The organism is Hyphomicrobium denitrificans ATCC 51888 (assembly GCF_000143145.1).
GTDB classification, from domain to species: domain Bacteria; phylum Pseudomonadota; class Alphaproteobacteria; order Rhizobiales; family Hyphomicrobiaceae; genus Hyphomicrobium_B; species Hyphomicrobium_B denitrificans.
In genome coordinates this window covers 695,702-721,318 of record NC_014313.1, presented here as the reverse complement: position 1 = coordinate 721,318, position 25,617 = coordinate 695,702, and the positions used below count along the sequence as shown (strand labels likewise).

General features: G+C 58.7%; 27 protein-coding genes. 5 read left to right on the top strand and 22 right to left on the bottom strand.

Features of this window, described 5'->3' with window-relative positions:
• Positions 1-12: 12 nt before the first annotated feature.
• From HDEN_RS03385 to HDEN_RS03315, 15 genes are all read right to left on the bottom strand, one after another.
• Positions 13-453, bottom strand: coding sequence for a biotin/lipoyl attachment domain-containing protein (locus HDEN_RS03385; RefSeq protein WP_013214733.1), 441 nt, complete (start codon positions 451-453; stop codon positions 13-15).
• Positions 454-487: 34 nt separating this feature from the next.
• Positions 488-958: a hypothetical protein gene (locus tag HDEN_RS03380; protein WP_013214732.1), complete on the bottom strand. Its 471-nt coding sequence runs from the start codon at positions 956-958 to the stop codon at positions 488-490.
• A gap of 5 nt (positions 959-963) precedes the next feature.
• Positions 964-1,908, bottom strand: coding sequence for a CoB--CoM heterodisulfide reductase iron-sulfur subunit B family protein (locus tag HDEN_RS03375; RefSeq protein ID WP_013214731.1), 945 nt, complete (start codon positions 1,906-1,908; stop codon positions 964-966).
• Positions 1,909-1,956: 48 nt separating this feature from the next.
• Positions 1,957-2,739 (bottom strand): 4Fe-4S dicluster domain-containing protein, encoded by a 783-nt coding sequence (locus HDEN_RS03370; protein ID WP_013214730.1) that lies wholly within the window; start codon positions 2,737-2,739, stop codon positions 1,957-1,959.
• Between the two features lie 12 nt (positions 2,740-2,751).
• Positions 2,752-3,600, bottom strand: coding sequence for a hypothetical protein (locus tag HDEN_RS03365; RefSeq protein ID WP_013214729.1), 849 nt, complete (start codon positions 3,598-3,600; stop codon positions 2,752-2,754).
• Positions 3,601-3,604: 4 nt separating this feature from the next.
• Positions 3,605-4,654 (bottom strand): FAD-dependent oxidoreductase, encoded by a 1,050-nt coding sequence (locus HDEN_RS03360; protein ID WP_013214728.1) that lies wholly within the window; start codon positions 4,652-4,654, stop codon positions 3,605-3,607.
• 64 nt (positions 4,655-4,718) lie between these two features.
• Complete coding sequence (locus tag HDEN_RS03355) at positions 4,719-6,119, bottom strand: heterodisulfide reductase-related iron-sulfur binding cluster (protein ID WP_013214727.1); 1,401 nt, start codon at positions 6,117-6,119, stop codon at positions 4,719-4,721.
• A 46-nt stretch (positions 6,120-6,165) separates the two neighbouring features.
• Positions 6,166-6,909: a 4Fe-4S dicluster domain-containing protein gene (locus HDEN_RS03350; RefSeq protein WP_013214726.1), complete on the bottom strand. Its 744-nt coding sequence runs from the start codon at positions 6,907-6,909 to the stop codon at positions 6,166-6,168.
• Positions 6,910-6,934: 25 nt separating this feature from the next.
• On the bottom strand, positions 6,935-7,318 hold the full coding sequence (locus HDEN_RS03345) for a DsrE family protein (protein WP_245256712.1): 384 nt from the start codon (positions 7,316-7,318) through the stop codon (positions 6,935-6,937).
• 167 nt (positions 7,319-7,485) lie between these two features.
• Positions 7,486-8,181 (bottom strand): type 1 glutamine amidotransferase family protein, encoded by a 696-nt coding sequence (locus tag HDEN_RS17680; protein ID WP_013214724.1) that lies wholly within the window; start codon positions 8,179-8,181, stop codon positions 7,486-7,488.
• Positions 8,178-9,239, bottom strand: a complete 1,062-nt coding sequence (locus HDEN_RS03335; protein ID WP_081446217.1) for a lipoate--protein ligase family protein — start codon at positions 9,237-9,239, stop codon at positions 8,178-8,180. Before HDEN_RS03335 ends, HDEN_RS17680 begins: the two co-directional genes overlap by 4 nt.
• Before the next feature lie 23 nt (positions 9,240-9,262).
• Complete coding sequence (locus tag HDEN_RS03330; RefSeq protein ID WP_013214722.1) at positions 9,263-10,564, bottom strand: radical SAM protein; 1,302 nt, start codon at positions 10,562-10,564, stop codon at positions 9,263-9,265.
• A 21-nt stretch (positions 10,565-10,585) separates the two neighbouring features.
• Positions 10,586-11,650 (bottom strand): geranylgeranyl reductase family protein, encoded by a 1,065-nt coding sequence (locus HDEN_RS03325; protein WP_041921515.1) that lies wholly within the window; start codon positions 11,648-11,650, stop codon positions 10,586-10,588.
• 25 nt (positions 11,651-11,675) lie between these two features.
• A complete protein-coding gene (locus HDEN_RS03320; protein WP_013214720.1) occupies positions 11,676-12,710 on the bottom strand; it encodes a radical SAM protein in 1,035 nt (344 codons plus the stop codon).
• Positions 12,711-12,887: 177 nt separating this feature from the next.
• Positions 12,888-13,265 carry an ArsR/SmtB family transcription factor gene (locus HDEN_RS03315; protein WP_013214719.1) on the bottom strand — a complete coding sequence of 126 codons (378 nt, stop codon included), beginning with the start codon at positions 13,263-13,265 and terminating at the stop codon, positions 12,888-12,890.
• Positions 13,266-13,627: 362 nt separating this feature from the next.
• Between HDEN_RS03315 and HDEN_RS03310 the strand changes: the two genes are divergently transcribed.
• The 4 genes from HDEN_RS03310 to HDEN_RS18280 all read left to right on the top strand — a co-directional run bounded on the left by HDEN_RS03310 (position 13,628) and on the right by HDEN_RS18280 (position 16,366).
• Positions 13,628-14,716, top strand: coding sequence for a YeeE/YedE family protein (locus HDEN_RS03310; protein WP_013214718.1), 1,089 nt, complete (start codon positions 13,628-13,630; stop codon positions 14,714-14,716).
• A 19-nt stretch (positions 14,717-14,735) separates the two neighbouring features.
• Complete coding sequence (locus HDEN_RS03305; RefSeq protein ID WP_013214717.1) at positions 14,736-15,212, top strand: protein tyrosine phosphatase family protein; 477 nt, start codon at positions 14,736-14,738, stop codon at positions 15,210-15,212.
• 82 nt (positions 15,213-15,294) lie between these two features.
• Positions 15,295-15,975 (top strand): DsbA family protein, encoded by a 681-nt coding sequence (locus tag HDEN_RS03300; protein WP_013214716.1) that lies wholly within the window; start codon positions 15,295-15,297, stop codon positions 15,973-15,975.
• A gap of 220 nt (positions 15,976-16,195) precedes the next feature.
• Positions 16,196-16,366: a hypothetical protein gene (locus HDEN_RS18280; RefSeq protein ID WP_013214715.1), complete on the top strand. Its 171-nt coding sequence runs from the start codon at positions 16,196-16,198 to the stop codon at positions 16,364-16,366.
• Here the strand turns inward: HDEN_RS18280 and HDEN_RS03295 are convergent.
• From HDEN_RS03295 to cobD, 7 genes are all read right to left on the bottom strand, one after another.
• Complete coding sequence (locus HDEN_RS03295; RefSeq protein WP_013214714.1) at positions 16,363-17,334, bottom strand: NnrS family protein; 972 nt, start codon at positions 17,332-17,334, stop codon at positions 16,363-16,365. The genes HDEN_RS18280 and HDEN_RS03295 overlap by 4 nt on opposite strands.
• A complete protein-coding gene (locus HDEN_RS03290; protein WP_245256711.1) occupies positions 17,331-18,566 on the bottom strand; it encodes an NnrS family protein in 1,236 nt (411 codons plus the stop codon). The genes HDEN_RS03295 and HDEN_RS03290 overlap by 4 nt, the downstream gene beginning before the upstream one ends.
• A 2-nt stretch (positions 18,567-18,568) precedes the next feature.
• The gene (locus HDEN_RS03285; protein ID WP_013214712.1) at positions 18,569-19,318 is read right to left on the bottom strand and encodes an ABC transporter ATP-binding protein; all 750 of its coding nucleotides are present in this window, start codon (positions 19,316-19,318) and stop codon (positions 18,569-18,571) included.
• Entirely contained in the window at positions 19,315-20,127 is an 813-nt protein-coding gene (locus tag HDEN_RS03280; protein WP_013214711.1) for an ABC transporter permease, read from the bottom strand. The genes HDEN_RS03285 and HDEN_RS03280 overlap by 4 nt, the downstream gene beginning before the upstream one ends.
• 6 nt (positions 20,128-20,133) lie before the next feature.
• Positions 20,134-21,105 carry an ABC transporter substrate-binding protein gene (locus HDEN_RS03275; protein WP_245256710.1) on the bottom strand — a complete coding sequence of 324 codons (972 nt, stop codon included), beginning with the start codon at positions 21,103-21,105 and terminating at the stop codon, positions 20,134-20,136.
• Positions 21,106-21,167: 62 nt separating this feature from the next.
• Complete coding sequence (locus HDEN_RS03270; protein WP_013214709.1) at positions 21,168-23,546, bottom strand: TonB-dependent receptor family protein; 2,379 nt, start codon at positions 23,544-23,546, stop codon at positions 21,168-21,170.
• A 274-nt stretch (positions 23,547-23,820) separates the two neighbouring features.
• Positions 23,821-24,867, bottom strand: coding sequence for a threonine-phosphate decarboxylase CobD (cobD, locus tag HDEN_RS03265; RefSeq protein ID WP_013214708.1), 1,047 nt, complete (start codon positions 24,865-24,867; stop codon positions 23,821-23,823).
• Between the two features lie 308 nt (positions 24,868-25,175).
• Between cobD and mscL the strand changes: the two genes are divergently transcribed.
• On the top strand, positions 25,176-25,592 hold the full coding sequence (gene mscL / locus HDEN_RS03260; RefSeq protein ID WP_013214707.1) for a large conductance mechanosensitive channel protein MscL: 417 nt from the start codon (positions 25,176-25,178) through the stop codon (positions 25,590-25,592).
• Positions 25,593-25,617: the final 25 nt, after the last annotated feature.

Sequence of the window (25,617 nt, the reverse complement as noted above, 5' to 3'; positions counted from 1 at the left end):
GGCCGTAGAAGCTCAGCCGCAACCTGCGAAACCTTCAGACGCCATCTTGGCTTCGTATTTGGCCGCAACCTCAGCGCCCGGCGTCAGCGTCGGCTTGACCGACGACCAATCCGCAGGTTTCAGGATAATGAACCAGCCTATCCCGTAAGGATCCTGATTTGCGATCTGAGGATTGCTGACAAGGCTATCGTTGATCTCCAGAACCGCGCCCGCAGCAGCGGTTTTTGCCGGTCCAACCCATTTTCCGCTTTCGACCGTCGCGCAGCTTTTACCGGCTTCGACCTGTCGTCCCGCCTTCTTCGGCGTGAATGCCACGAGCTGCCCGGCCATCGCCGTTGCGACCATGGTCATGCCGAGCTTTACATTTCCATCAGGCTGCTCTTGGAACCAGATGTGGTTGTCGACGTCATAGAGAAGCTCGTCGGGTAGATTGCATCCCTTCACGACTGGCATAGTTCACTCCGATATTGATGATGAAACTCGGGCTTCATTCCAAACTCATGTTTTCGCGCAGCGGCTTGGACGCGCAGCAAAACTGACCGAGGCTGGCGACTCGCATTTTGCCTGAAACAAAGAGGCAAAGATGCTTGGCAACCATGATCATCAACCGAAGACGACCCGCCGTGTGCGGATGCTCCGGCTCGCCATGAATGAGGTTGTAGTGATACGCGAGTTCGCGGCATGTCTCGCGGCAAGCATTGAAACTTGGATCGCCGCGCGCGCCCTGACGATGGAGCGCCAGCAGGCGAAAACCTTCTCTCGCGTCCGACGTCGGCGTTTGCCCGCGAGCCAATATCCAAACCTGCAGAACTTCCTCGCTCAAGCTGAGAAGATCGGCCGCGATCTGCGACGGCGCCTCTTGAGCCAGACACGACTCCATCTCCTCGATCCGCACCTCGATCTGAGCAAGATGCGCGATCATCTGGTCCTTGACCGCTTGTGCCGATCCCTCACCCATCGCCGTCACGTCAGACGCTTGTCGATGATCAGATCGGTGCTATCCGAGATATTGGTGTGAATGCCGAGCCTGCGCGGACCAATGCCCAACGCCAGGCCAAGCAACTGCGTAAAATAGAGCATCGTAATGCGCGTCTTCTTGCCGAAGCGCTTTTCCGCTCGCACCTGATGCATCTCGAGACCCGAGTGGCACGTCGGGCATTCCGTTGCAATCACATCAGCGCCAGAAGCTTCGGCCGCCTGCAGGATGTTGAGCACGAGCTTCGTCGACGTATCGGAATCCGACAGCGTATGAGCTCCGCCACAGCACGCGGTCTTCAACGGGAACTCGACATTCTCCGCGCCAGCTGCCGCCAGCAGATCGTCCATGAAATGCGGACGCGACGTGCTTTCGCTGCCTGGGCCCTTGTCCTTCTCGGGGAAGATGTGCCTCGGGCGCACGTACATGCAGCCATAGTAGTTTGCGACCTTGAGGCCAGCGAGCCGTCCCTTGGTGCGCTTGCGCAAACCCTCTTCGCCGATCGCCGCCTTGATCCAATCGAGAGCATGAATCGTTTCCGCTTGCCCGGCCTGATACGCCTCATGCCCGGCTTTCGCGGACAGCCTGTCAACTGTCTCTTTCGACTTCGGATCGTTCGTGAGATCGTACTCGGCTTTTTTCAGGTTGTGGTAGCAGCCATTGCACGGCGCCATCACGACGTTGGCGTGATCGATATTGACGGCGTTTGATAGCACCCGCGACGACAGATAGGTTTGAAGCCCCGGGTCGATATTCTTGACCTCCATGGCTCCGCAGCAGTTCCAATCCGTCACATCCTTGATGCGCAGGCCCAACGATTTCGCGACAGCGCGCGTCGACACATCATAACCGTTGGCGGAGCCCTCGAGCGCGCAACCGGAATAGTAGGCCACGTCGCGGTACTTCATGATCTTGTCTGTCACGTCGACCATAGTTCCGATTACCTTTTGTTTTTCTTGTTTCCGATTTGCGCTGGATGCTTATTCCGCAGCTTCGAGATGAGTTTGCGGCGTTTGCGATGTTCGAACCGCGGCGATCGTCTGCAGCTTTTGCCGGCGCATCTCATCTTCCTCGTAGATGTAGTCGGAGATGGCCGAGCGAACGTTCTTCCAGCGGCGTGCTTTCGGTTTGAAGACCTGCGCCAGCGCCGTCTTGATTCCCCACTTGACGGGAAGCCTGCGCGCGATGCCCCACATGATCGCAACAAGCCAATCCTGGACGAGAGGCTGCTTGGTCTTGCTCAGGAACTTGTGAAGGACCTCGGTGTCCTCGATCTTGCCGCGCTCGATAACCTGGCGCGAAAACTCCTCATCGAACACATGCGCCGGCGATTTCGGCACGTAGCCTTTATCTTCAAGCCAAAGCGCCGTCGCTTTCATGACGCCTTCGGGTTCGACGCTTCGCGGGCAGATGTTCGTACATTTGTGGCACGAGACGCACTGCCAGATGATGTCCTTGTCGCGCAGCAGCTCCTGCTCCATCCCCATGCGGATGAGATAGATCCAGTAGCGCGGATTGAAGCGCGGCTCGATCGCGTTAATCGTGCAGGCGTTCGTGCACGAACCGCATTGGAAGCAGCGGTGAATTTTTGAACCGCCCGGAAAGGCCGCAATTTCAAGTTCCAGATTCTCGTTATAGTCCGGAACGACGCGCGTCTCGATAAACGTCGACCAATGACCGGAGACGTCGATGCCATCGATTGCGAGTGTCTCGTGAACCTTGAGGTTCTCGGGACGGATTAGCGATTTTTCATGGATCGGCATGCGGCCCAGTTCCTAATGAATATGCTTGATCGCGAGAGGATGCGTGACCGCATCGATGACGTTGCCGCGGTCTGGCGAGCGCCCGACGCGATCGAGGCCCAGAATTCGGCGGGTCTGCTCCAACGGATTCGGAGCGCTCGAAAAATCGGATCGCAGATAAGACCCGCCCTGTGCGTTGATGTAATCGCCGTAAATTTGCGCGCACAGAAGATCGACATACCAAAGCATGTCGCGAAAAATTCCGTATCCAGAGAGAAACTGGCTGAGCTCTTCGCGCAGGCACAGAAACGTCGATTGGTTGTCCGGAATATCGATTACGACGTGATCGACATTCTCCGCATGCCAAATCTCTCTGAGCACGCCCGTATTGACCTTGGCGTCCCATACCCAGCGGCTCATCAGCGGATAGAGTTCCGGATAGACGTTGTGCAACAGCTCCGATGCAAAATCCCTCACGAAGCGCGTATCTTTGCCGACCGGAAAATGCTTGCAAAATCGCGCGATGCGCGCGTCGCCCGTGTCCGGAACGTGCGCGTCCGCGAGAAGCTCCGCTATGGCGCTGCGGATCTTGTTCCACCCCTGCTGCTCGATCTGCTTTCCGATGCGCGTCCGCACGGTCGCCATCAACGGCGTCAATTCATCGAACGCCGTCAGCTCCAAACGCTCGGCAGCGCCCGCCGCCAGACGCTCGCGAAACACATCCGACTTCAATTGCACGGCGGCTGCGAAGCGTTCGATGCCTCCAATCTCCTCGCAGGCATGGACAAGAGCATCCACCGCCAAGCGCAGCTTCTCACCCGACAGTTCAAGCGACGGTCGAGATAGGCTTTCCGGAGTATTGGTTGCTACGCTGAGCACCATAGCTCTACTCGGCCGCCTCCCTCGGGATGCTGCGACCGAGCGAGAGCGCGCTCATCGCGGCTGCATTGGCCTGCGCGATGGAGTCATCAATTGTTTCCGGGCCGATCGCGGAACCTGCAACGAACACGCCGGGCCGGGACGTAGCGCCCATCAAGCCGTAAGTGTCCTTTCTCGCGATATATCCATGCTTGTGCAGTTCAACGCCGAAAATGGCGGAGATCGTCATGTTGTCGACGTTCGGGTCCATACCGATCGCATGCACCACCATGTCGAACGGAATGGTGATCGGCCGCTTGACGAGCGTGTCCTCACCTTTGACGATCAGCTGCTTGCCGTCACTCGTCACCTCGGCAATACGCGCCTTGATGTACTTGACTTTGAATTCCTCTTGCGACCGCCAGTAGTAGTCCGACTCGTAATGACCGAACGTGCGGATATCCATGTAGTAGATGTAGACATGGCAATCGGGCAGCTCTTCGCGAATTTCCATCGCGAGATTGGCCGAAACGGTGCAGCAGATCTTGGAGCACCATTCCCGGCCGATCTGCCGATCGCGCGAGCCGACGCACAAGAGGATTGCAACGCGCTTGGGCTTGCGGCCATCCGAAAGACATCGAACGCCCTTTCCCGACGAAATCATCTGCTCGACCTGCGTCGTCGTCACGACGTCCGGGAACATGCCGAAACCCCACTCCGGCTTGTTCACACTATCGAAGTGTGAAAAGCCCGTCGTCAGGATCGCGGACGCACAATCGATCGACGTACCGTCCGACAACTTTGCCGTGAAGTTGTTCGGATCCCCATCGAATGACACGACTGTCGTGTTCGTCTTGATGCTGATGAGGCTGTCGGTTTCAATGCGCGAAACCATCCCCCCGATCGCCTCATTCGCCCACCGGCCCGAAGGCACGAGCTTGGCGTATCCCGAAAAAATCGGTGCGCCGCCCAGGCGATCTCTCTTCTCAACCAGCACGGAAGGCTGGCCTACATTGGCAAGCGCATGAGTCGCGGCGAGGCCGGCAGGGCCGCCGCCAACCACCAGGATCGGCTTCATATCATCCTCTTACACAATCGGCATGCTGACGAAGCGCGCCCACGCGCGCTCCGCGTTTCGCGAGCTACTCCGCCGGCGGGGGCGGAATGACTTCACGGCGAATCGGCTGGAAGCCCGGACCAGACGTAATTCTCAATCGCGGATCGTAGAGCTGCTCGGGCGTAGCGCCCTGCTTGATGCCCTCGACGTAGGCTTCGAAATCAGCCTTTTTCGCCTGCCAATCGACCCCGAGCTTTTCGAGCAATTGCTCGATCGGACTTGCATGCCAATGCGTCTGAACGATCCGATAAGGATCGGCGCCGCAAACAAGAGCCGCGAACTGACAGTCGGCCATGACAGGCAGTTCGTAGCCAGCGCCACCCTTTGCTTTCGAGATCCACTGGTTCTTATCGAGCGTCGTGATGCAGCCCGTGTCGTGCCCAATCATGACGTCGGACTTCGCCTCTTGAACCGCGACTTTGATCTTGCGGTCAATCGCGAACGAACGAGTGAATTCACGTTCCGAGATGATGTGGCGGAAGCCAAATCCGCAGCAATCGTACCACGTCTTATAGTCGATCACGTTGGCACCGAGCGCCTGCACGATGCCCGTCGAAACGGCGACACGATTGCCGTCCAGAACCTCGTCGTCATAGATCACGTCCTGCGGAACCATTTTATAAACGTGGCACGCGGGATGAATGGTCGCCCGAATGTTCGAACAGTCGAGCACCTGATGGTTTTGCACGTCACGGCGCATGACGTGCAGCCATTCCGAATAGTGAACGACCTCTTCCGGAATGAGCAGCTTGCCGTCAACGAGACGCCCGAGTTTGCCGAGGATCTTCGTCACGCTTTCGCGCAGCTTCGACGACAGCAGAAGATACTGGCGCACTTCCTTGTAGTTACCGAAGCTCGTGCCGCAGTGAACGAGCGGATAGAAATGCCCGGGATCCAGTCCAAGTGCTTTCGCCGAAACATACGCCTGATGGAAATTTCGCAGGAATACGGCCGCAAGGCTCTCGATATTTCCGATGCCCGAACCATGATAGTTCCAGGCCGTGCAGCTCGTCTGATCCGTCTCATCAAGATAGGAGATTCCGAGCTTATTCTGCAGCCACAGCAGCGAAACCGGATAGCCCGGGATGTTGCCACATTGCCCGCAGCTCTTGTGATGCCAAAGCTGGTTAGTCGGAATTTTCTTATCCCAACCGTAAAGCGTTTTGGCCATGCGCGGCTTGTGCGCGTCGGTGATGCGATGAACAACGATCTGTCCATCTTTTTCGAGTTCCCACATCGCATCGCGAACATCTTGCACGCGATCCTTCGAGGTCAGCATCGAACGCCGATCGATTTTCTGTTCGACCCAGCTTGTCGCCAGCTGCGCTTCTGTCGGGGACAGCTGTGTCGGCCGCCACTCGGATCCATGCCCCGTAAAGCGTTCGCCATTCTCGCCGACTGTACCGGGTTCGCCAGTTGATTTCATTTGTTTCGGCTCCCTAAATTCTTTCACATCAATATTGTGAGGGTCGTCAGTCGTCCTGATCCTCGAGGAAATCTTTCCAGTCTTCCCGCTTTTCGCTCATGATATCGCTGATCACATCGAACAGATTTTCGTCGATCCCCTCGAGCTGATTGACGACGCCGCTCATTTCCCAAATCGTGTAGAGTTCGACGGAGGTCTTCAGATTGACCTCCCAGGCGGTGTCGGTCGTATTGAGCGTCGCCATCGGGATCGCCTTGCGCAACACCTTCAGCGGCGCATCGACCTTCGAAATATTCGGCCCCCAATCCGCGAAGTGCTGCGGATTGATCATGTCCGGAGACAGCTGATTGCCTGTCGAAATCAGCTTGAGCATCACGCGCGAGAACGGACGAAGCACGTCCTTTGCCGACTGCATCTGGTGTTTGATCGCGACTTCGCGCATCAACATGACCAACCCGCCCGGCGAGTTCCCGAACGGACAACGCGCCGCGCACGTGTAGCACTGCGCGCACGACCAGATCTTTTCCTGCATCGCATCGTAGATGCCTTCGAGATTTTCCGTCCAAAGAAGTTGGACGATCTCGCGCGGGGAAAAATCATAGTAGTGTGCGGCGGGGCAGGTTGCGGTGCAGATCCCACAGTTCAGACAGCCGTTCAACTCGTGGTCGAACCGCATATCGGTCTGAATGTCGTTGAAGATGGACTCGAGCTCAGCCCTATCGACCACAGGCTTTTCGCTGATCGGATCTCCGATAAAATCCTGAACGCGCGATGTTTCGCTATGCGCCATTTTCCCTGCCGTCCGAAAAATTCAATCAGTATGAAAGCACTTTGCAGCCGCCTTCCATGACTTCTTCAATCATGTAGGCGCCTCCGACGATTCCCGCGCATTCGGGAATGAGGTCATCCTTGGTCATGTCGAAGAGATCGAGATTGGGAGAACAGCAGAAAAATTTCACGCCAGCTTCGTGGGCGTCTTTGATGAATTCATAAACCGACTTCGGCGAGCCTTGCTTCACCACCAGGGCTTCGGCTTCGCCCTTCTTCATCAGACGTCCGGCGGTCGCTGTGCAAATGACCTCGACGTCGTAGCCCATCGCTGCAGCGACAGAAGCTTGAAACAGCGGCGCGCCCAACTCCTCGCCGTTCCGCGGATCGGTATTCGCCATAACAATCAGAAGTTTTTCGGCCAATGCCACCTCCCCGATATGCGTGGCTTTTGTTGTTTTGCCACTTCAGTTCTTGTGTAACTTCCTCTTTAGAACCAGTCAATATTACATTCGCATGTTTGAATATTCCATTTTTCTATATGTTCATCGAATTGGAAAAGTTATTCAAATATATCGCGATCGATTGATCGGCGAAGTCATGTCATCCAGCCCGTGTAACGTACGAGGCCGGTCATGATTGGCACGAGCGCATCTTCAATTCGTGCGTTCCACGCGCCTAGTGTCTCAAGATTGTCAGCGACGCCGTCTGGAACATCTTCCAGCTCCATGACGAGATCTTCCATCATCGCGCGCCGCAGTCCGGGATGGCCGGAGAAACCGAACGCATTGCGTCCGATTTGAAATGCTGCGACCGCACCGTCTTCATCGACAGCCAGCGTTTTCGCGTAATTCGGCGGCAACGCACGATCTCGCATGAAGACAATGTTGGGAAATGTCGCCGGCATAAAGCCTTCGAGCGCATCCTCACACACGCGTGTGGCCGTTCCGGCTCTGAAGACGAGTGGAGTAGCCTCAACTTGCCCGTCTCCGGCGAGGCTCAGAATCTGCGAACCAACTCCCATCGCAAGCACCGGTTTGTCGAGCATCAAACACGCGCGAACGAGACGAACTTCCTCCTCGAGCGTCGGCAGAATATGACCCGCGGTCAAAGCGCCCCATCTTCCGCCGCCAACAAGAATGAGGCCGTCTCCGAGTACCGTTGGGCTCGGAAATTTACCGCCATTCACGAACGGCCGAATGTAGCTGAAGCGAACGCCACGGGCTTCAAGATGATCTTCAATATGGCCCAGCCACTCCGACTGCGTGTGCTGAATGACCGAGACGTGCTTCATGGCCTCAGCGTCCGCAAAGCCGCGTGAACCACGGTTTTGAAGTCGCCCGGCGCCAACGAAAGTAGTTCCGGCCTGGTCGCGGCGAAAAATTCATCGATCGCGCCGCTGACGCTATCCAGCGGAACGCCACGCAGATTGGCTTCCAGATCCAAGAGTATCCGCGGCGGCGCAACGAAGAAGTCTCCCGTCAGGAGAACCGTCTGAATCCGCTGCGTTTGCTCTTTCCCTTCGAGCCGGACAAGCGCGGTGATGCTGCCTCCTGGCCCGCTCAGCGTTGCCGCACCACAGTCCGCCTGAGCTGGCGTCTCGTCGATCGAATAGACGAACTCGTCGGTCCCGGTCTCGTCATCGTGAATTTTCGCAGCCAGTATTTCTTCGTCGTCGCTCGGCAGCTCAAACGAGAAATCAATACCGAATCGCTCCGACAGGCCGCGCAGAATAGCTTCGTGAATGCTCTCAATGTCCGGCGCGACACCGCCCATAAGATGCTTGAGAGTAACGAGCCGATTGGATGCGTTATCGAGATTTCGTTTGCGGAGTTTCTCTTCCGGAACATTCAGGCAAGCCAGAACACGTTCCGGGTCCGCGTCTACGAGCACCGTGCCCTGATAAAAGAGCGTATCGCCATCGAAGAAGCCGCCGGTGCCGCAAAGCTTGCGGCCATCGACCTCGATATCGTTGCGCGGACGAAAGCGGGCATCGATCGAAAACGCCTGCGAAAGCCCGCTCGCAACCGCCTCGCAGATTTCCTTCGTGTAATCCTGGAGCGTCGGCAACGGCACGCGCTTTCGCGAAATGACCAGCTCCCAACCCACCTGACCCGGATCGAGATAAATTGCACCGCCGCCAGTGATACGTCGCACGATCCCGATGCCGTTCTCGCGGCAGTAGTCGAGCTTCAGTTCCTTGCCGATCGACTGATGCCGCCCGACGAGAGCACACGGCTGAAAGCGCAAAAAGCGCACGCTATCGCGAACCTTACCCTCCCGGTGCAAATCGATCATGGCCTGATCGAATGCGATCTGCCGCCGCCCGTCGCGAACGCCCGTATCGATCACGCGGAATGCGCGCCGCCCTATACTCACGAGAGATCACCCGTCTCGAGTTCTTCTCCGGGAACGTAGGTTTCGCCGGGCTTTTCCATCGCCAGCTGATGACGGATCTTGCGCAGATCCGCGTCCTTCGGATGAAACGGATAGCTTGCAATGTTCGATGGCGGCGAGTCGCCGTACGGCCGGTCACAGGCGGAAATATCCGTTCTGAATTTGCCCGGGCAGCCCGACGTCCGAAACGCCGTTCCTTCATCGATGATTGAGTTCACTTCGCTCATCGGGATGCCGAAATCGATCACGCGCCCTTCGTCGTCGAAGCGCATATGCTCGACGCGCACGCCGCGATAGTCGATGAGATAACGCGCGAGTTGCACCCTGCGCCACTGATCGCGCGGCGTCGCTGGCAGGTGATCCATCAGCGAGCCCTTCTCCGGGAAGAAGCAGAACAGGTGACTGTGGCCGCCCATATCGACGAGCTGCTGGATGAGCGTCAGAGCTTCATGCTCTGTTTCGCCCATACCGATGATGATGTGCGCCCCAAACTTCTGATCGCCGAAAATATCGCGCGCATCCTGAAGCCTGCTCCAGTACGTCTCCCAGCTGTGCGGCGACTGAACGCCTTTGCCCCGCGTCCGATCGAAAATTTCCGGCGTTGCCCCGTCGATTGCGACGGTGAAGATGTCAGCACCCAACTCGTGCAGTCGCTTGACGTCATCGCGCGTCATCGTCGTAGGATTCGACAAGATCGATACTGGAACCGTTGAAGGATCGATCTTGTCCGTCCACTGCTTGAGCACGGTGATCGTATCCGCATCCGAGTTCGGATGCGTGATCATCGAGATGCACATTCTATGGAAGGGCGTGTTCTCGCCGTCCCGGTGGACTTTCTCGATAATCTCCGCCATGGGCACCGCCGGCCAATCGACGCGGATGAAGTTTCGGTCCGCATAATCACGATCACCTTCGCGGTGACGCGCCAATCCGCAATAGGCGCAATTCGCCCGACACCCTTCAGGATATGTCAGCAGCAGATTGAGACAACGCGTACACCCGCATCCGTGCATCTTGCCCGGCATGACGCCAAGCGTAATCGCCGCGGCCGTCGACATTTGAACGTACTCAGGACTGCGCATATGGGGCGCGAGCCGATTATTGTTCGGCAGATAAACGCCTTCCGGCGGAACGTTCGCGAGCTTTACGCGCGCCCCGTTCTTCGCCTCGCGCGGAATGAGCGGCGCCGCACGCGGCTGCATCGCTTCTGCTGCATTGAAATCCGCGCCGCCCGCGCCAACGCGAGATGGCAGAGCAAGTTCTCGCTTTAAACACGTCATCTGACCTCTTCCCGACCGATCTCACGATCTCCAATAGGCGTCGTATGCAATCCACGTTTCTCGAAGCGTGGTCGGGCATGGACGCAAACCCGCCGCGTAAAATGTTTGCAATCGATTGCGCCGTGCCAGCGCGCGGTCGATCGCAGGCTTGAAAAGATCCTCGATCCCGTCGCGATAATCGTTCAGCGCAAACTTATCGCCGTCCAGGAATCTCAGCGCGGCCTCGCCTGCCAATGCTCCGGAAATAACGGCGGCGTTGATGCCCGCACCCGTAATCGGATTGGTAAGCCCGGCAGCATCACCCGCCAGCAGCACCGGCGTTGAACCGAGCTGTCCGACTGGGCCCTGGATGCCGCCCACCGGGATTGCGCCACCTGTAACTTTCAGAACGCTTCGGCCGACACGCTTCTGCTCGATGAGCTTGTCATGAAGGGCACTGAGAAGCGGCTTCAAACGATCCTTGCATCCCGCGGCAACGCCGACGCCAAGGTTCGCGATGTCGTCCTTCGGAAAAAGCCAGCCGTATCCACCCGCGATCTCGGCTGACAAAAATATGTCCGTCGCCGCATACGAACCGCACAGCTTGACAGTGATCTGCCGCGTTTCCGCAAACTCTGTGTTGCTGAAACCGGCAGCGCGCCCAACAAGCGAGCGCGGTCCGTCCGCCGCGATGATGACGCGGGATTTCAAACGATCTTTCGAGCTCGTGATCATGAGCCCGGCATCGTCGATCGCCCGCACCATCGTTTTGAAGCGACACGTCGCGCCGGCAGCAATTGCGTCCTCGACCAGCTTGGCGTCAAAGTCCGCGCGATCGATCATCTGCCCGGGAAAATTCGGCACGCGATCACCGCCCTCGTCTTCCACGAACGTCAGCATCTCCGCGACGCGCTGACGAAGCGATCGGCGCACGTCGCCGGCTTCCGATGCGATCAGCTGCGGGATGAGTTCGGCACACTGCACCGGCGTTCCAGCGGCTTCCTTGCGATCCAAGGCAAGAACCGACGCGCCGCCCTTGGCAATCGCTTGCGCTGCGGAAGCGCCAGCGGGCCCGAGGCCGACAACAATGACGTCAAATGTGTTCATTCCGGTGTCGCCAGCAGTCATCGAATTAACCGGCGCACGCAGCCAAACGAGTATTGGCGGTTTCGCCAATCTTGATCGAGCAGCATGCATGTTCCTGGAAATACGTTCGGCCGAGCGCCTGGCAGGCCTGAAGCGCTCCATCAGCGGGAAACGCGATGCCATCGAGACCCGCCATCACGGCGTAGGCATCGACCACACGCCGATGCATTCCCGCGGGGCGAGCACAACCGAGCAGCACCTGTTTATGCGGCAGCCGTTGACGCGCCGCCGAAAAGATTCGCCCGACGTCATGCGAACTCGGCGTGATGAATTTTCCTTCTTTGCCGAAGAACGGCATGAGCACGACGAGCACGAGCGATTCGATGTCATGCCGCGCGCAAATCTCAAGCGCCGTTTGCTCTCCGAGGATGCGGCCGTAGTGCAACCCGATCACGATATGCGGCACGATTTTCATGCTCGTACTGCAGAGCGCGGCGAGCGTGCTTTCAAAATCCGCGACCGGGCGATCGAGGTGATACACCTCGCTGATCGTGTCGGCCGAACCGATCACGTCCATCATCGCCGTGTCGACGCCCGCGCTCTCCATGAGCTTGGCACGGCGCTCATCAAGGAGCGCCGAATGGATCGCAACCTTCAAATACGGATAGTCGTGCTTAAGCCGTTCGATGACCGGATAGTATTTCTCGTATTTGATTTCATTTCTGCGGTTCGATCCGCCTGACAGCAGAAACCCGCGCAGATCTTGCAGCAAAATCAGGTCCCGCACCTTGCGGTCGAGCATCTCCGGCGTCGTCGCAGGAATCATCGGCTCGAGAATTTTGGCCTGACAATGATCGCAGTCGAGCGCACACGCGCCGCCCGTCACCGAGAAGGCCGGAAACGAATTCTTGCTACAGCCTTTCACGTCCTCGCTGTTGTAGGACTTGAACGTGGGCGTTGAGAATCGGATCGGCCGCAGCAGCGTCGTCGCCGCATGTTGTTCAAGCTCCTCGACAAGCTCGCCATCGAACTCAGCATCCTCGAACGCTTCGATCTCGTGCAGCAGCCCTGCCCAGCGCATGCCCGGCCCTCTGAGAAAAGACGCACACGTCGCGCCAAAAACATATGAACATTCGCATGATGGAATATAACAGCCCTGCCGATCGCACAAGGCTCGCTTTAAACGCGGACGCGTCTTCGCAGCGCACACGCATGCGCTGGACGTCCGATCATGTGAAAATTGGGCTGAAGACTCGCTCTAATTCGAGCGTTTTCCCGCACTCGTTGCGCAATAATACTTATGCAGCGTTGCGATGATCTCTTGCGCAGGCGCACTCGTCAGCGAATACGAGACGAAATAGCCGTTGCGATCGGACTTGACCAACCCATCGAGCCGAAGCCGTGTGAGATGCTGCGATACGAGACTCTGTCGTGCACCGATCTTGTCGCAGATTTCGGAAACGGTTCTTTCTCCCTCGAGCAGGAGACACAAAATCGCGAGACGATGCGGACTTCCTAACGCACGCAGCAATGCCGTCGCCTGTTCGATCGACGCGTCGGTGGAGTGAAGCGCCGGTTGCCGCGTCCGCGCTTTACGTACAGCAGGTCGATTGGTGCGTGGCTTCACGACAGCCATAGGAGTTGCATCCAAAAAAGCGTGAATATTCGCTAATCACCTACCGATGCAGCAGAGAGCTTGCAACTCAAATCTAAGCATCAACATATTCATATCTTTATATATTTTCGGGCAAAGCTGTGTTCTCAAACGTACGCGGTGATGCGTAGCGCACCACGGAGCACGGCCTTGACGATGCGCTTCCGTTGCGATTTATATTTGAATATAGGAATATTCATATCTAATAGCTGGCGCCGACTTCCAGGCGAGCGCTGAACAATCGACACGAACCCTCACCGGAAGAGATCGAGCGCCCTCAAGGGCGCTTCGCTGCAAAACGTATTCGGTAGGCAAGTAAAACAAAAACCAAGACGGGGCGGGAAATGCGGGAATACGTTGTTGAGAATGCTGCGACGGCACTGTCGGTCGGCGGACTGTTGATTGGGCTCATCTTCGGCTGGATCGTCTACCGCACGAATTTCTGCACAATGGGTTCGATTTCTGATTTCATGTCCTTCGGCGACTATCGCCGCTTTCGCGCCTGGATACTTGCAGCTGCGACCGCGCTGATCGGAGCCCAGATTCTCGACGCCAATGGCATCGTAGACCTCAGCCGTTCGATGTACCCTGCCGCCCGCTTCGAATGGTTCGGCAACATCGTTGGCGGCTTGCTTTTCGGGTGGGGAATGGTGTTCGCAGGCGGCTGCGCCAGCCGTAATCTCGTCCGCGCCGGGGGTGGCGATCTGAGATCGCTGATCGTCCTGCTCGTGATCGGACTGTTCGCCTACATGTCCATCGGCGGCATAATCGGGCCGATCCGCGCCGAGCTTTCGGATCGGACCGCAATCACGTTGTCGGGCGTGGGCTCGACGAGCATCGATGACATCCTCGCATATCTCACAGGCTTAGGCGCCGCCGACGCCCGCATGGTCGCGACAACGATCATTGCCGGCATCGCGCTGATCTATTGCTTCATCGATCCGGCGTTTCGTTCGTCTCCGGTGCACATTTTCGCAGGTCTCGGCATTGGCCTCTGCGCCGTCGCCGGCTGGGCGTTGACCGGTCTTGCTTACGACGACATGGCGGCGCAAACGCTGGCACCAATCTCTCTCACGTTCGTTCGCCCGACGGGCGATGCTGTCGAATGGCTGCAACGCTTCACTGCAGGTCCCGTCCCCGGTTTCGGCGTGACGACGACGCTCGGAGCACTCTTCGGAGCCTTTGTCGCGGCGGTCTCCAGCGGACGCTTCAAGCTCACGTCCTTCGCAAGCCCGAGTGATACGATTCGCAATCTCTACGGCGCGGCACTCATGGGCATCGGCGGCGTGATGGCGCTCGGATGCACCATCGGCCAAGGCGTGACCGGCGTTTCGACGCTCGCTGTTGGATCGTTCCTCACCTTGGCCGCGATCATCACCGGCGGCATTTTAGGCATCAAGCGCATGGAAGCCATTCTTATGGCGGAAATTTAAGAACGACAGGCGGCCACCGATGAGTCAAGAAACCTGCAGTCTTCCGAAGCCGACGGAGCCGGTCGAACTTTCGACTTCGGTATGGGTCGGCCCCGCGCCCAACCCTGGATCGTTGCGTCAGCTTACCGAGGCGGGTTTCCGGTCCATCATCAATAATCAACCGGAGACCGACGAAGATCTATTGATGACGCCCAACGAGGTCGCAACGGAAGCTGAATCAGTCGGCCTGAGCTATGTGCATATTCCCGTCGAAGGGCGAAATCCTCTCGAAAAGGATGTTCGCCGCTTCCACGACGCGCTGACCAGCCTGCCCCCGCCAATCTTTGCATTCTGCAAAACCGGCGGGCGGTCGGCCTCCTTGTGGGCGATGGCGAGCGTCGCTGACCTCGATACCGAAACTTTGATTTCGCGATGCCACCACATCGGCTTCGATATCTCGGGCATCCGCCAGAAGATGGATATGCGCCGCGAAATGCTGAAAGATGACGACGAGTGAGTCCGTTGCCTCGCCGGAATTCCAACAGCTGAACGCAAAGGCGACGGAGCCGACCTAACACATCAGGAAGCGAGTGTTCGCGATGCTGGCGCGCCACCTTTTCATTGCGATAGTCGCAGCCTGCGCGATCTGCTCGCCGTACAGCACCTCCCTTAGCGCCGATGGCGATGCCGTCGCAAAGTTCAGAGCGGAAGAGCAACTCGCTTGGGACAAGTGGAGACTGCAAAAGCAAAAATCCGCTCTTTACGAAGCCAACTCTCTGACGCTGGGCGCAACGCAGCCGAAAGTCAGGATCGTCGAATTTTTCGACTACAATTGCCCGTATTGCCGAAGAGCACAGCCGCGCTTGATGGAGTTCGTGAACAAAAATCCGGACGTGCAGATCGTTCTCAAAGACGTGGCTTTCCTGGGCAAGAATTCGCTCGCAGTCGCCAGGATTATGCTCGCTGCCCGCAAGCAGAAAAATACCGCCGAACTCCATAACGCATTGATGGACCAGAAAGGTCTGACGACTGAAACGATAGCCCTCGATATTGCGGGCATCCTGGGCTTCGATATTCAGCGGCTTAAGAAAGATGCTGAAGGCGGCGACATACAGGCCGCGATCGAGGAAACGCAAAACCTGGCGCACGAATTGCGATTCACAAGCGTGCCGATCTTTGTTGCCGGACACACGATCATCTCGGGCGCTCCGGAAGATCTGACCGAAATGCTTTCGAGCATCGCCGACGATATCCGGAAAAACGGCTGCGACGTGTGCTGAACCAAATTTGACACCGTAATTCCACGCAGACATCCCGCCGCGCCGCCGTTGAAATAGGCCCCGAACGAAGCCGCTTAGGCCCTGATGCCAAGCCACGGATCGAGGACACGCCACATGCGGTTTGCACATATATTTCGATATTCAAATATACTGTTTTAATTGATTGAACTATGAAGCATCGAAACGCGCCGAAGCTCGCACTCAATGAAGGTTCAACGAGATGCCTCAGCCCAAGCAAGGCATGCCACTCGCCGTTCGCCTGCTCATTATTTCAGCGGCAACGTTTTTGTACGTTTATTTCAGCCTCGTGCTGCTGGCGCCGAGAGTATCTCCGCCGTCGTCCGATAACGCCGCGTCGGTGACGGCGCCCAATAACGTGAATGCCGATTAGCTCGACGAATCTGCGGACGAACCAGCTGATACCGAGCGGCCATATAGAACTGCGAAGCCGGCGAACGCCGCGATCCAAGCGATGCCGGATATCGGCAACAGCGGCAGCGTCCATTGCGGATAAAGACCGCCTGCCGTCGCCGCCAATCCTGAAATGACCGCCAGGACGTAAAGCACGATCGTTCCGAACGCGGTCGGCGACCGTCGCGCGCGCGAGGCCCACGTCGCGATCGCCAGAGCCAGCGTTCCGATTGAGCCCACGGTCCAGGCGTTCAACCCGGCACTCGCAAAATCATAGTCGTCCCAAAGAACGCCGAGGGCGGTCAGCACAGCGCCTAGAACCACAAATCCGCACGCAGCATAGAATATCGTCGGTCGCCTCTTTGGCGATGACACCACGCGCCCCGCGATGATCATCAGCAAAAGAAGAGCGAATGCCAACGCGACGTCAGCGGCTGACTTCGTTCGACCGAATTCAAACATCTCGTAGTGAAACAGCGCATCGGCGGCACCGAGACCCAACAGCAGCGCGACGATCGCCAAGCCGCGCCACCTGCCGCTCGCCGGCAGCACACGCGCGGCCAGCACGGCTAGAACGATCGGAAACGCGACGGAAAGTGCCGCCATCGTCCAGGGGTCCAGATGCGCGGACAGCCCCATACCGATACGTCCGGCGATCCAAAGCAAAAAAATCGGCACAAGGATCGCGCCGCTCACCGGTTTGCGTGACGTGTCCCCAGCACTCGCCGTCAGCAACGCTCCGGCAACGATGACCGGCGCAAATCCGAACGCAAGTTCGTGCAAAAACCAGGCTTGTGCGGGCCACGCGCTCGGCGCTTGGATGAAGCCGAGGAACCACGGCACCCAAAACGCCATCATCAGAACCGCATACAGTGAACCGGCCAGAAAAAACGGCTGAACGGCAACCTTGGCACCAGGGAGCGGACGATCAGCAACCGCTGCGCTCATCTTGCTTCTACCTCGGCAGAGGATGCATTCGTTCGCGGCAGTTCACGGAAGAACGGCCAGTAAACCTTGAGCCACAGCAAAAACGCTGCCGCCCAGACAAGTGACACCGCATAGTATGGGGGCGATGGAAGTAACGCCGTTGGCCAGACCTCCGGGACGACGCGCAGCAGCGATGCAGCTACGAGCAGCAGCATCGCAAAGCGCGTCTGCCGGACGAGCCCGAGAGCCCTGCCCGTGTGCCGCAAACCAGCGATTGCAAAAATGCTGAGCACGCCAAGGCCAAGGCCACCCATGAACGCCAGATGCAGCCCGGCATAATCCGAGATCGGCGCGCCGAGCTGCGCAACGCCGATCAAAATGAGACCGAGCCCGGCGAACGCGCTCGAGCCGACCAGCGCGAGAATTTCGGCCCGAATGATTTTTTTGCCGATGAAGGCTTCCGCGACACGATCCATGAACGCTGCACCGGCCGCAACGAACAGGTACCCGGTCGTCGCATCCGACAGCCCAAGCGCCTCGGCCAGCACGAGCAAGCCGACAAGACCCGGCGCCAGATTGAGCCGCCCAGGATGCGGACGGAAAGGTGACGTCTCCTCGCTCGGATCGAGCACGAGATTGGTCACCGGCACCGTTACGCGCGCCAGCGCGATGCCAAGGATGCCGAGGAACACGATGCCCGAGAGGCGCGCCGCGCGCTGCGCCAGATCGGCATGCGTTGCGATATCAAGAAATGCATAGCGCGTGACGATCTCGGTCAGAAGCAGCGCCGTTATCCAGAAGACGAACGCGGATAGCCGTGTGCTGCGCTTTTCGATCGAGATCGAAACAAGATAGGCGACGAGCGCACCAAGCCAAAGGATATCGCAAACGGCGCTCAGGGCATCCAGGGCCGTAACGCCGATCAAACCGAACACGCGCGCCGCGGCCCATAGCGCCGCAAGCGCCAGCAACGCGTTGCCCTGCAACCGTTTGGTATCGGTCCATTCCGGAACGGATGTCGTAATAAACCCGATCAGCGCAGCTCCGAATGTGCCGATAATCATTTCGTGCATGTGCCAGAGGCCAGGCGGGATCGAGCTTGCAAACGGCAAGTTGAAATTGAAAACGATCACCCACAGCAACGGCCAGAGCGCCGCATGAATGGCGGCCATCGGGAAGAAAAGACGAAACCCCTCGCGGCTCAGAGATGCAAGCGTCTGAGCAATCGTTTCGGATCGGGCGGTCCGGGTCATCGTCATGGTCTTCGCCGCTCGTCGGTATCGTGGATATGGCTGAACAGCGGATCGTCTTTCAGATAGCTCTGCACGGTCGCGAATACGGACGTGTCGTTTCTCTCGCCGCGCTCGAGTGGAACGAAGCGCTCGCCCGAGATGCCGCGCACGCGCTCATCCAACACGACGATGCGATCGGCAACGCGCACGGCCTCCGCCAGATCGTGCGTCACGAAAAGACCGGCAAAGCGGGATTGCACGGCCGATGAAATAACGAGATCCTGCATGCGTCGCTTCAAAGCCACGTCGAGCGCCGTGAACGGCTCATCGAAGAAAACGAAATCCGGTTCCAGAACCAGAGCGCGCGCAATAGCCGTCCGCTGCCGCATACCGCCAGAGAGCTCAATCGGATATTTTTCAAGATCGCGGCGATCGAGCGAAACGACATCGGCCGCATGCCGGGCGCGCTCCTGCCGCTCACGCTTTGGAGCACCGGAAAGACGCAGCGGATACGCGATATTATCTTCGACCGTCGCCCACGGCAGCAGGCGAGGCTCCTGAAAGATCATGCCGTGCCTGCGGTAACCGCTGACGACGCGGCCGCGTTGCGGCTCGATCAATCCTGCCGCGATGTGCACGAGCGTACTCTTTCCGCATCCCGACGGACCGACGAGCGCCACAAGCTGCCCCGCAAGCACGTCGAGCTTGACGCGATCGAGAATGGTCCGGCCGAAATAGGCGTGCGAAACGCCGGCGAGTGTCAGAGCCGTCATCGCTTGACACCCCAGGGCCGTGCCGCATCGCGCCAACGCTCAAGCTCGGCGCGGATCGGCTGCACCAGACCATACTCGACGATGAAAATCGCGGCGACCGTCAGCACGATCCAAGCAATCGATTGCGCAACATCGAGATTTGACCGCGCCATCGCCAGCGCGATACCGATGCCGTTGATGTTGGCGAGAAGCTCCGCCATCACCGCGACTTTGAATGCGGACCCAAGCGAAATTGCCAAAGCCGGAAAATATTGACCCGCGACGGATCGAATGACGATCGTCGAAAGCCGTTGCAAAGGTCCGGCGCCAAAAGCTCGCGCCATGTCCTCGAGCGCACGGTCGCGCGTCGCCGTCGCCTCGGCGACCGTCGCGAAGACCAGCGGAAAGCACGCCACGACGACAGTTGCGAGCACGGTTCCCGACGTCGAGCCGAACCAGATCATGGCAAGCACAATCCACGCGATCGGCGGCACGCCCATGATGATCGTCAAAAGCGGACGCGCGAGCCGCATCGCAGCGGCGGAATAGCCGACCGCCAAACCCATCGCTCCGCCAAGAATGGCAACGAGAAAGAACCCCTCGACCGCGCGCGAAGATGTCGCCCACGCAAGCCGCCACGTTTCAGGCGCACGCACGAGTTCGAGCGTCGCATGCGCCGTCGCGATCGGAGACGGCAGAATGAAATCGCCGTACGCTTCGTGACCCTGTTGCCAAATCGCGCAGAATACCGCCATCCCGGCGACGCCGACCCACCCCGACCATAGAAATCGGCCAAGGCGTCCAATCCGATCGAGAACGAGATCAGCCACCGCACCTCACAGGTAGAAGGCGGCATCAGGCAAACGGCCGCCGATGTATCCCGGATTGACGTCCGCCATAGCCGTGAGCACGGCCTCGATTGCGGACCGTTCCTGCTGCGCAGGCCGCGCTACGAGATTGCAGTATGGAATCGATTTCTCGATGACCGGCCACGGCATCTGCAAAGCGCCCGCGGCGTTGTTCGCAGCCCGCGCCGGGTGCGCATTGACGTCGGCTGCAGCCGCGGACAATCCCTCTTGCATGGCTTCGACAATGCCTGCGTTGGCTTCCCGAAAACGATCGGTAACGATGAGGCCCGCCTGCGGCACGGTTTTGTGCGCGCCCGTCATCTTGCCCCACTCCACCTGGAGATCGATGGTCCGATGGATCGTCTTGCCGGCGACGCTGCCCTTGACGACGGCAGCCGAGGCGGCAGGCTCCGGAATGAGCGCGGCATCGACGCGGCCGAGAACGAGAAGCTGCATCGCTTCCAGCGGCGTCGCCGTCGGCACGAGCGTGATGTCTTTTGCCGCATCGATACCCGCATGCCGGAACAGCCGCTCGAGCAGCAGGCTTGGCATTTCGTTTGGAAACAGCACCGCAAGTTTACGTCCCTTGAGCGATTCGAACGTCGTTAACGCCGGATCGGAGGACATGATGTACAGGATGCCATTCGTCATGACATTGACGAGGCGCACACCGAGACCGCGATTGTAAAGATTTGCGGCGACCGGAACCGGCACGATACCGACGTCGAAACTCTTCGACGTAAGCCCGGCCCGAACCTCATCGACCTGACGCCACACGCGCAGCGTCGGCTTCCGCACGGCGCCATCGAGGCGTCCGGTCGCGATCGCATGCAGCACGACGATCGAAGGACCGGCGGGCGGCCCCCAGATTTCGAGGCTCGCAAGCGGCGAGGCTTGCGCCGCACGCCCGAATATCGACGCGGAAAGGGCGGACGTGCCGAGAACCGACACGCCGCCCATCAATGCGCTTCGACGAGATACGAAACCAGAATTCGATCGGCCTGAAACAGCCTTTTCGGTCATTAGAACCTTGCCTTCATGCCACCGATGAATGCCCGGCCATCTCCAGGGAGGAAAACGGCTTGGGCGGGATTGGGAGCCTGCTCAACGATCAACGTCGCCGATGCATAAGTCTCGTCGAACACGTTCAACACTTCGCCGTAAAGGCTGAGATTGTCGTTGAGCGCATACTGCGAGCGCAGATTGACGACGACGTAGGGATTATTGAAGAGCAGGTTGGCGTTGTCGACAGGTGTCCAGCCGGGCATCCAGTTGACTTCGCTTTCGACCCAGAAGCCGGGCGTCAGCGTATAGCGCAGCGCCGCATTCACAACATGATTAGGCGCACCCGCGAGGCGGTTATCGCCATACAGCACGTCATCGTCGAACCGGAAATCCTGATACGTGTAGGCGAGCCGCACGTTGATATCTCTCGTGACGTCGACAGCGCCGCCGATTTCCACGCCGAAATGCGTCGTACGGTCGGCGTTGACGGCGCCAAGCGCAACACCGGAAGCATCACGCAGGCTGACGAGTTCATCGTGAACCCACGAATAGTACGCGATTGCTGACCAGGCCAATAGGCCATTGCGACCTTTCCAACCACCCTCAAGCGTGGTTGCCGTCTGCGCCTTGAGATCGGGTGTTGCGAAGACGGCCGCTCCGGTCGCGCCTGCGCTGCCATTCGGATTGCCGTTGATCGTGGCGATCAAGTCATCCTGCGTCGGCGGCTCGAAGCTCCGGCTTGCCGCCACGAACACCGACTGGTCGCGTGCGAGTTCGTAGCTGAGCGCCACGCTGGGACTCCACCCGGAATAACTCCGATCATAGCTCGTATCGACGAACGGGCGCGTTCCGGTCACGACGTTCGCGCCCGAAAACATCATGTAGGGACGCGTCGGATCGGTATACAGGTCGTCATTATCCCGCGTCGCATACGAGTAGGCGACGGAGGGCGACAGCGTCAGACGGTCGGTCAGCGGAATGTTGAACCCGGCGTTGATCGAAAGCGTGCTGGAATCGAACTCGCTGTCTCCAACCAGCGCGCCCTTTTTTCCGCGATTATTGAGGTAGTAGCGCCGATCGGCGCTGCCGATCGCATACTGCCCGGTGATCTCGAACAGAGGCAGCGCGCGGCTGGCATCTGGCGCATACGCATAGCGCAAGACTGTCGTGAAATCGCCGCCGTCCGTATCGCGAACGCCGCCGGAAATTGGGAAGGTGAAACTGTCGTCGGTGTACGTGTAGCCGAGCGCCACATCGAACAGGTTCGCGCCATAGCGTGCGGACGTTCTCGACCCGATGCGGAACTGCTCAGCATCGCGCCGCGGATCATCGCGTTTAACGTTCGGACCGGTGCAGCTTGGCGGCCCGAGGCAAATCTGGGTCGGGTCCTTCTCCATCATCGCGCGCGAGATCGGCCCGACGACATCGAACCCGAGATCGGTGTAGCCGAAGAACAGCCTCGTATTGATGTTCTCGTTTACGCGGGCACCGACATTGATGTTGACGTTGGTCCGTTCCGATTCATTGTGCTCGCGATAGCCGTCGCGCTGCGCAAAGCTGACACTCGCGTGCGCGTCGACATTACCCTGCTGCGCCCCGGCCGCCACGCTGGTCGCGAAATGGCCGAAGCTTCCGCCTTCGACGCTGACCTCGGCGCCGGGCGCCGTAACACCCGTCGGCGAAACGAAGTTGATCGCGCCGCCAAGCACTGTCGCCCCGAGCCGGTTCGCTGTGTAGCCGCGATAAATCTCGACGAACTCCGCACTCTTCGGATCGGCAAAGCCGACGATATAGGAGCCATCGGCGCGATTGATGGGCAAGCCGTCCTGAAGCACGAGCGTGCCGCGTTCCGAGGGATTCTGCTGCAGTCCGGACCCGCGAATTTGAAGCCGCGGCTGGTCGTTGCTGCCGAAAAAGCTTTGCACGACGACGCCCGGAACATAGGCCAGCGCCTGCTGAAGCGACGCGTTGACGCCAACCGGCATGTCCTGGCGCCCAACGACATCGGTGCCGCCAGGTATCTTTTCGAGGCTCTTCGTCGCCTGTTCCGTAGCGGTGAGCGCGCTTTGCGATTCATCGCCTCCCGAGATTAGTTCGGGATCAGCAGCCGGCTCCGCCTGAGACGGGCCCGCCGATTTCTTGGTCGCGGCATTCTTCTTCACCTTCGCCTGCGGCGACTTCTGCGTTGTCGTCACCACGATCGGCGGCAAATCCACAGTTGCACCCGGTGCCGCGGACTGAGCCGAGGCCGTATTTGGAAGCAACGCAAAAATGGCCAGAACAGCGAGACTCGCCCGCACGTCATTGAGCTTCACACGTTCAACAGAACCTGGTGCAAATTCGGGTTCAGTGACGATCAACTCACCGCGCCGGGCCGCTCGAATTGCTCGCGCCATCGCTTCACACTCTCCTCGTTATTTGTGTACCTAATTAATAAACTTTGAGAAGGTGCATTTGCGCCGTATCAAATAGGCGGACACTGAATAACTTCTGTTGCCTGAAAGGCACGCCCAGAAAATCGCCGGTTTATTACGGCACAGAATCGCATGACGATAGAACGCCGTCGGCCTTCAGGACGCGGGCCGTCGATCGATCTAGATAAGAATGCTTATAAGAAACGATGCCGGCCGGCTGGCTCACGTCGCACGCTGACGAACGAAGGCGCTCTTGTTAAATGTGCCCGGCGAGCGCGGATTCGAGACGCGGCAACATCGACTCGCTCGGAATGCCAAAACGCAGCCAGGTTCTCTGATCGGGGAATTGACGCACGTGAATCCCCGCCAGCGCCAGCCTGTGCGCAATGTTTTCCGCCTGCGGATGATCCACCAAACGGAACAGAGGCGTCGCACCCGCAATGCGTCCCCCGGCGGCCGTCAGCATCTGATCTAACTGCTCGGCCGAATTTGCCAGACGATCACGCGTCTGCCTGAGCCACACGGAATCCTCGAGTGCGCGACACCCGATCGCAATCGCCGGACCCGACACAGCCCACGGCCCGAGCCATGATCGCAAAACTTCCGCGATGCGCCGCTCCGCGATCGCAAATCCGAGACGCACCCCTGCGAGCCCATAGGTCTTCCCGAACGATCTCAGAATAATGCTGGATCGCGGCTGCAGCGGAACGAGACTTTGCTCGGCTCCGAGCAGGTCAGCAAACGCTTCGTCGACGACGAGCAGACCTTGACGGCGCGTCATGTCCTCCGCGAGCGCGAGCAATCGACTTGGCTCATAATGGCGTCCCGTCGGATTGTTCGGGTTGACCACGACGACGGCTTTCGCATCGCTGATTTCATCCAAGTCCGCGATAACGCGCACCGCATGCCCGAGCCTTTGCCAGCAGCGCACGTGCTCGCGATAGGTCGGGCCGACGATCGCGACGTCGGACGGCGCAATGAGGCGAGGAACGATTTGTATGAGCGCTTGCGTGCCAGGCGCAGCTACGATCCGCTCAAGGTCGAATGCGCCATAGCGCTGCCCAGCAATGCGCCGAAGCTCGTGATCTTCCACGCGCAACGGAAGCCGCGACCAAAGCTCGGAGGACAACGGCGGGATCGGATACGCAAACGGATTGATGCCCGTCGAGAGATCGATCCACGGCTGCGGCGCGCTCGGATACTTTTTGGCGATGGCGTCGATGTCGCCGCCGTGCGGTTCGACATCCTGATGGCCGCCATCTTGAACAGCAGAAAACAACTTCGCTGCGCCGGGAATGTTCATGGATCTCGCACTCTTGTCGGTCGGCCTTTGCGGAAGGCGGCCACGCCCTCCGTATAAGCCGCGGTTAGTTCCTTGATAAGCATGAGCCCAGCCCGACCGCGCGCGACCAGAACTCGTGAAATCAGAGAACATCGTAGGGATCGGCCTAAGCTTTCGAGCGTTCAAATGGCTGCAAGCCGCGAAGTTTTGCACTTTCTGAGGTTATTAGCCTGTCGCGGCGCGATTACCACAAAGTTCTGCTTGTTGCGGCTTCAGCCGGCTTCATGATTATTTCGCTGATCTTCTCGTGGACAAAGGAACGGCATCTCATGCTTGAGGAATTCAAGAAATTCGTGCTTCGCGGCAATGTCGTCGACCTCGCTGTCGGCGTCGTCATCGGCGTTGCCTTCGGCGCAATCGTATCGTCGCTCGTGGCTGACTTGATTATGCCGATCATCGGCGCGGTGACCGGCGGCCTCGACTTCTCGAACTACTATCTGCCGCTGTCCGACAAGGTGCACACCGGCGTTGCCTATGCCGATGCCAAGAAGGAAGGAGCCGTTCTCGGCTACGGCGCATTCATCACTGCACTTCTGAATTTCCTCATCATCGCGGCCGTGCTGTTCATGGTCATCCAGGCGATGAACAGGCTGACGAGAAAAGAAAAGGCAGTCGAAAAGCCCGCGGAGCCCAGCGCGGAGTTGAAAGTCTTGACCGACATCCGCGATCTGCTCGCAAGAAAATAGTCGGCAAAGCCATCAAAAAAAACGG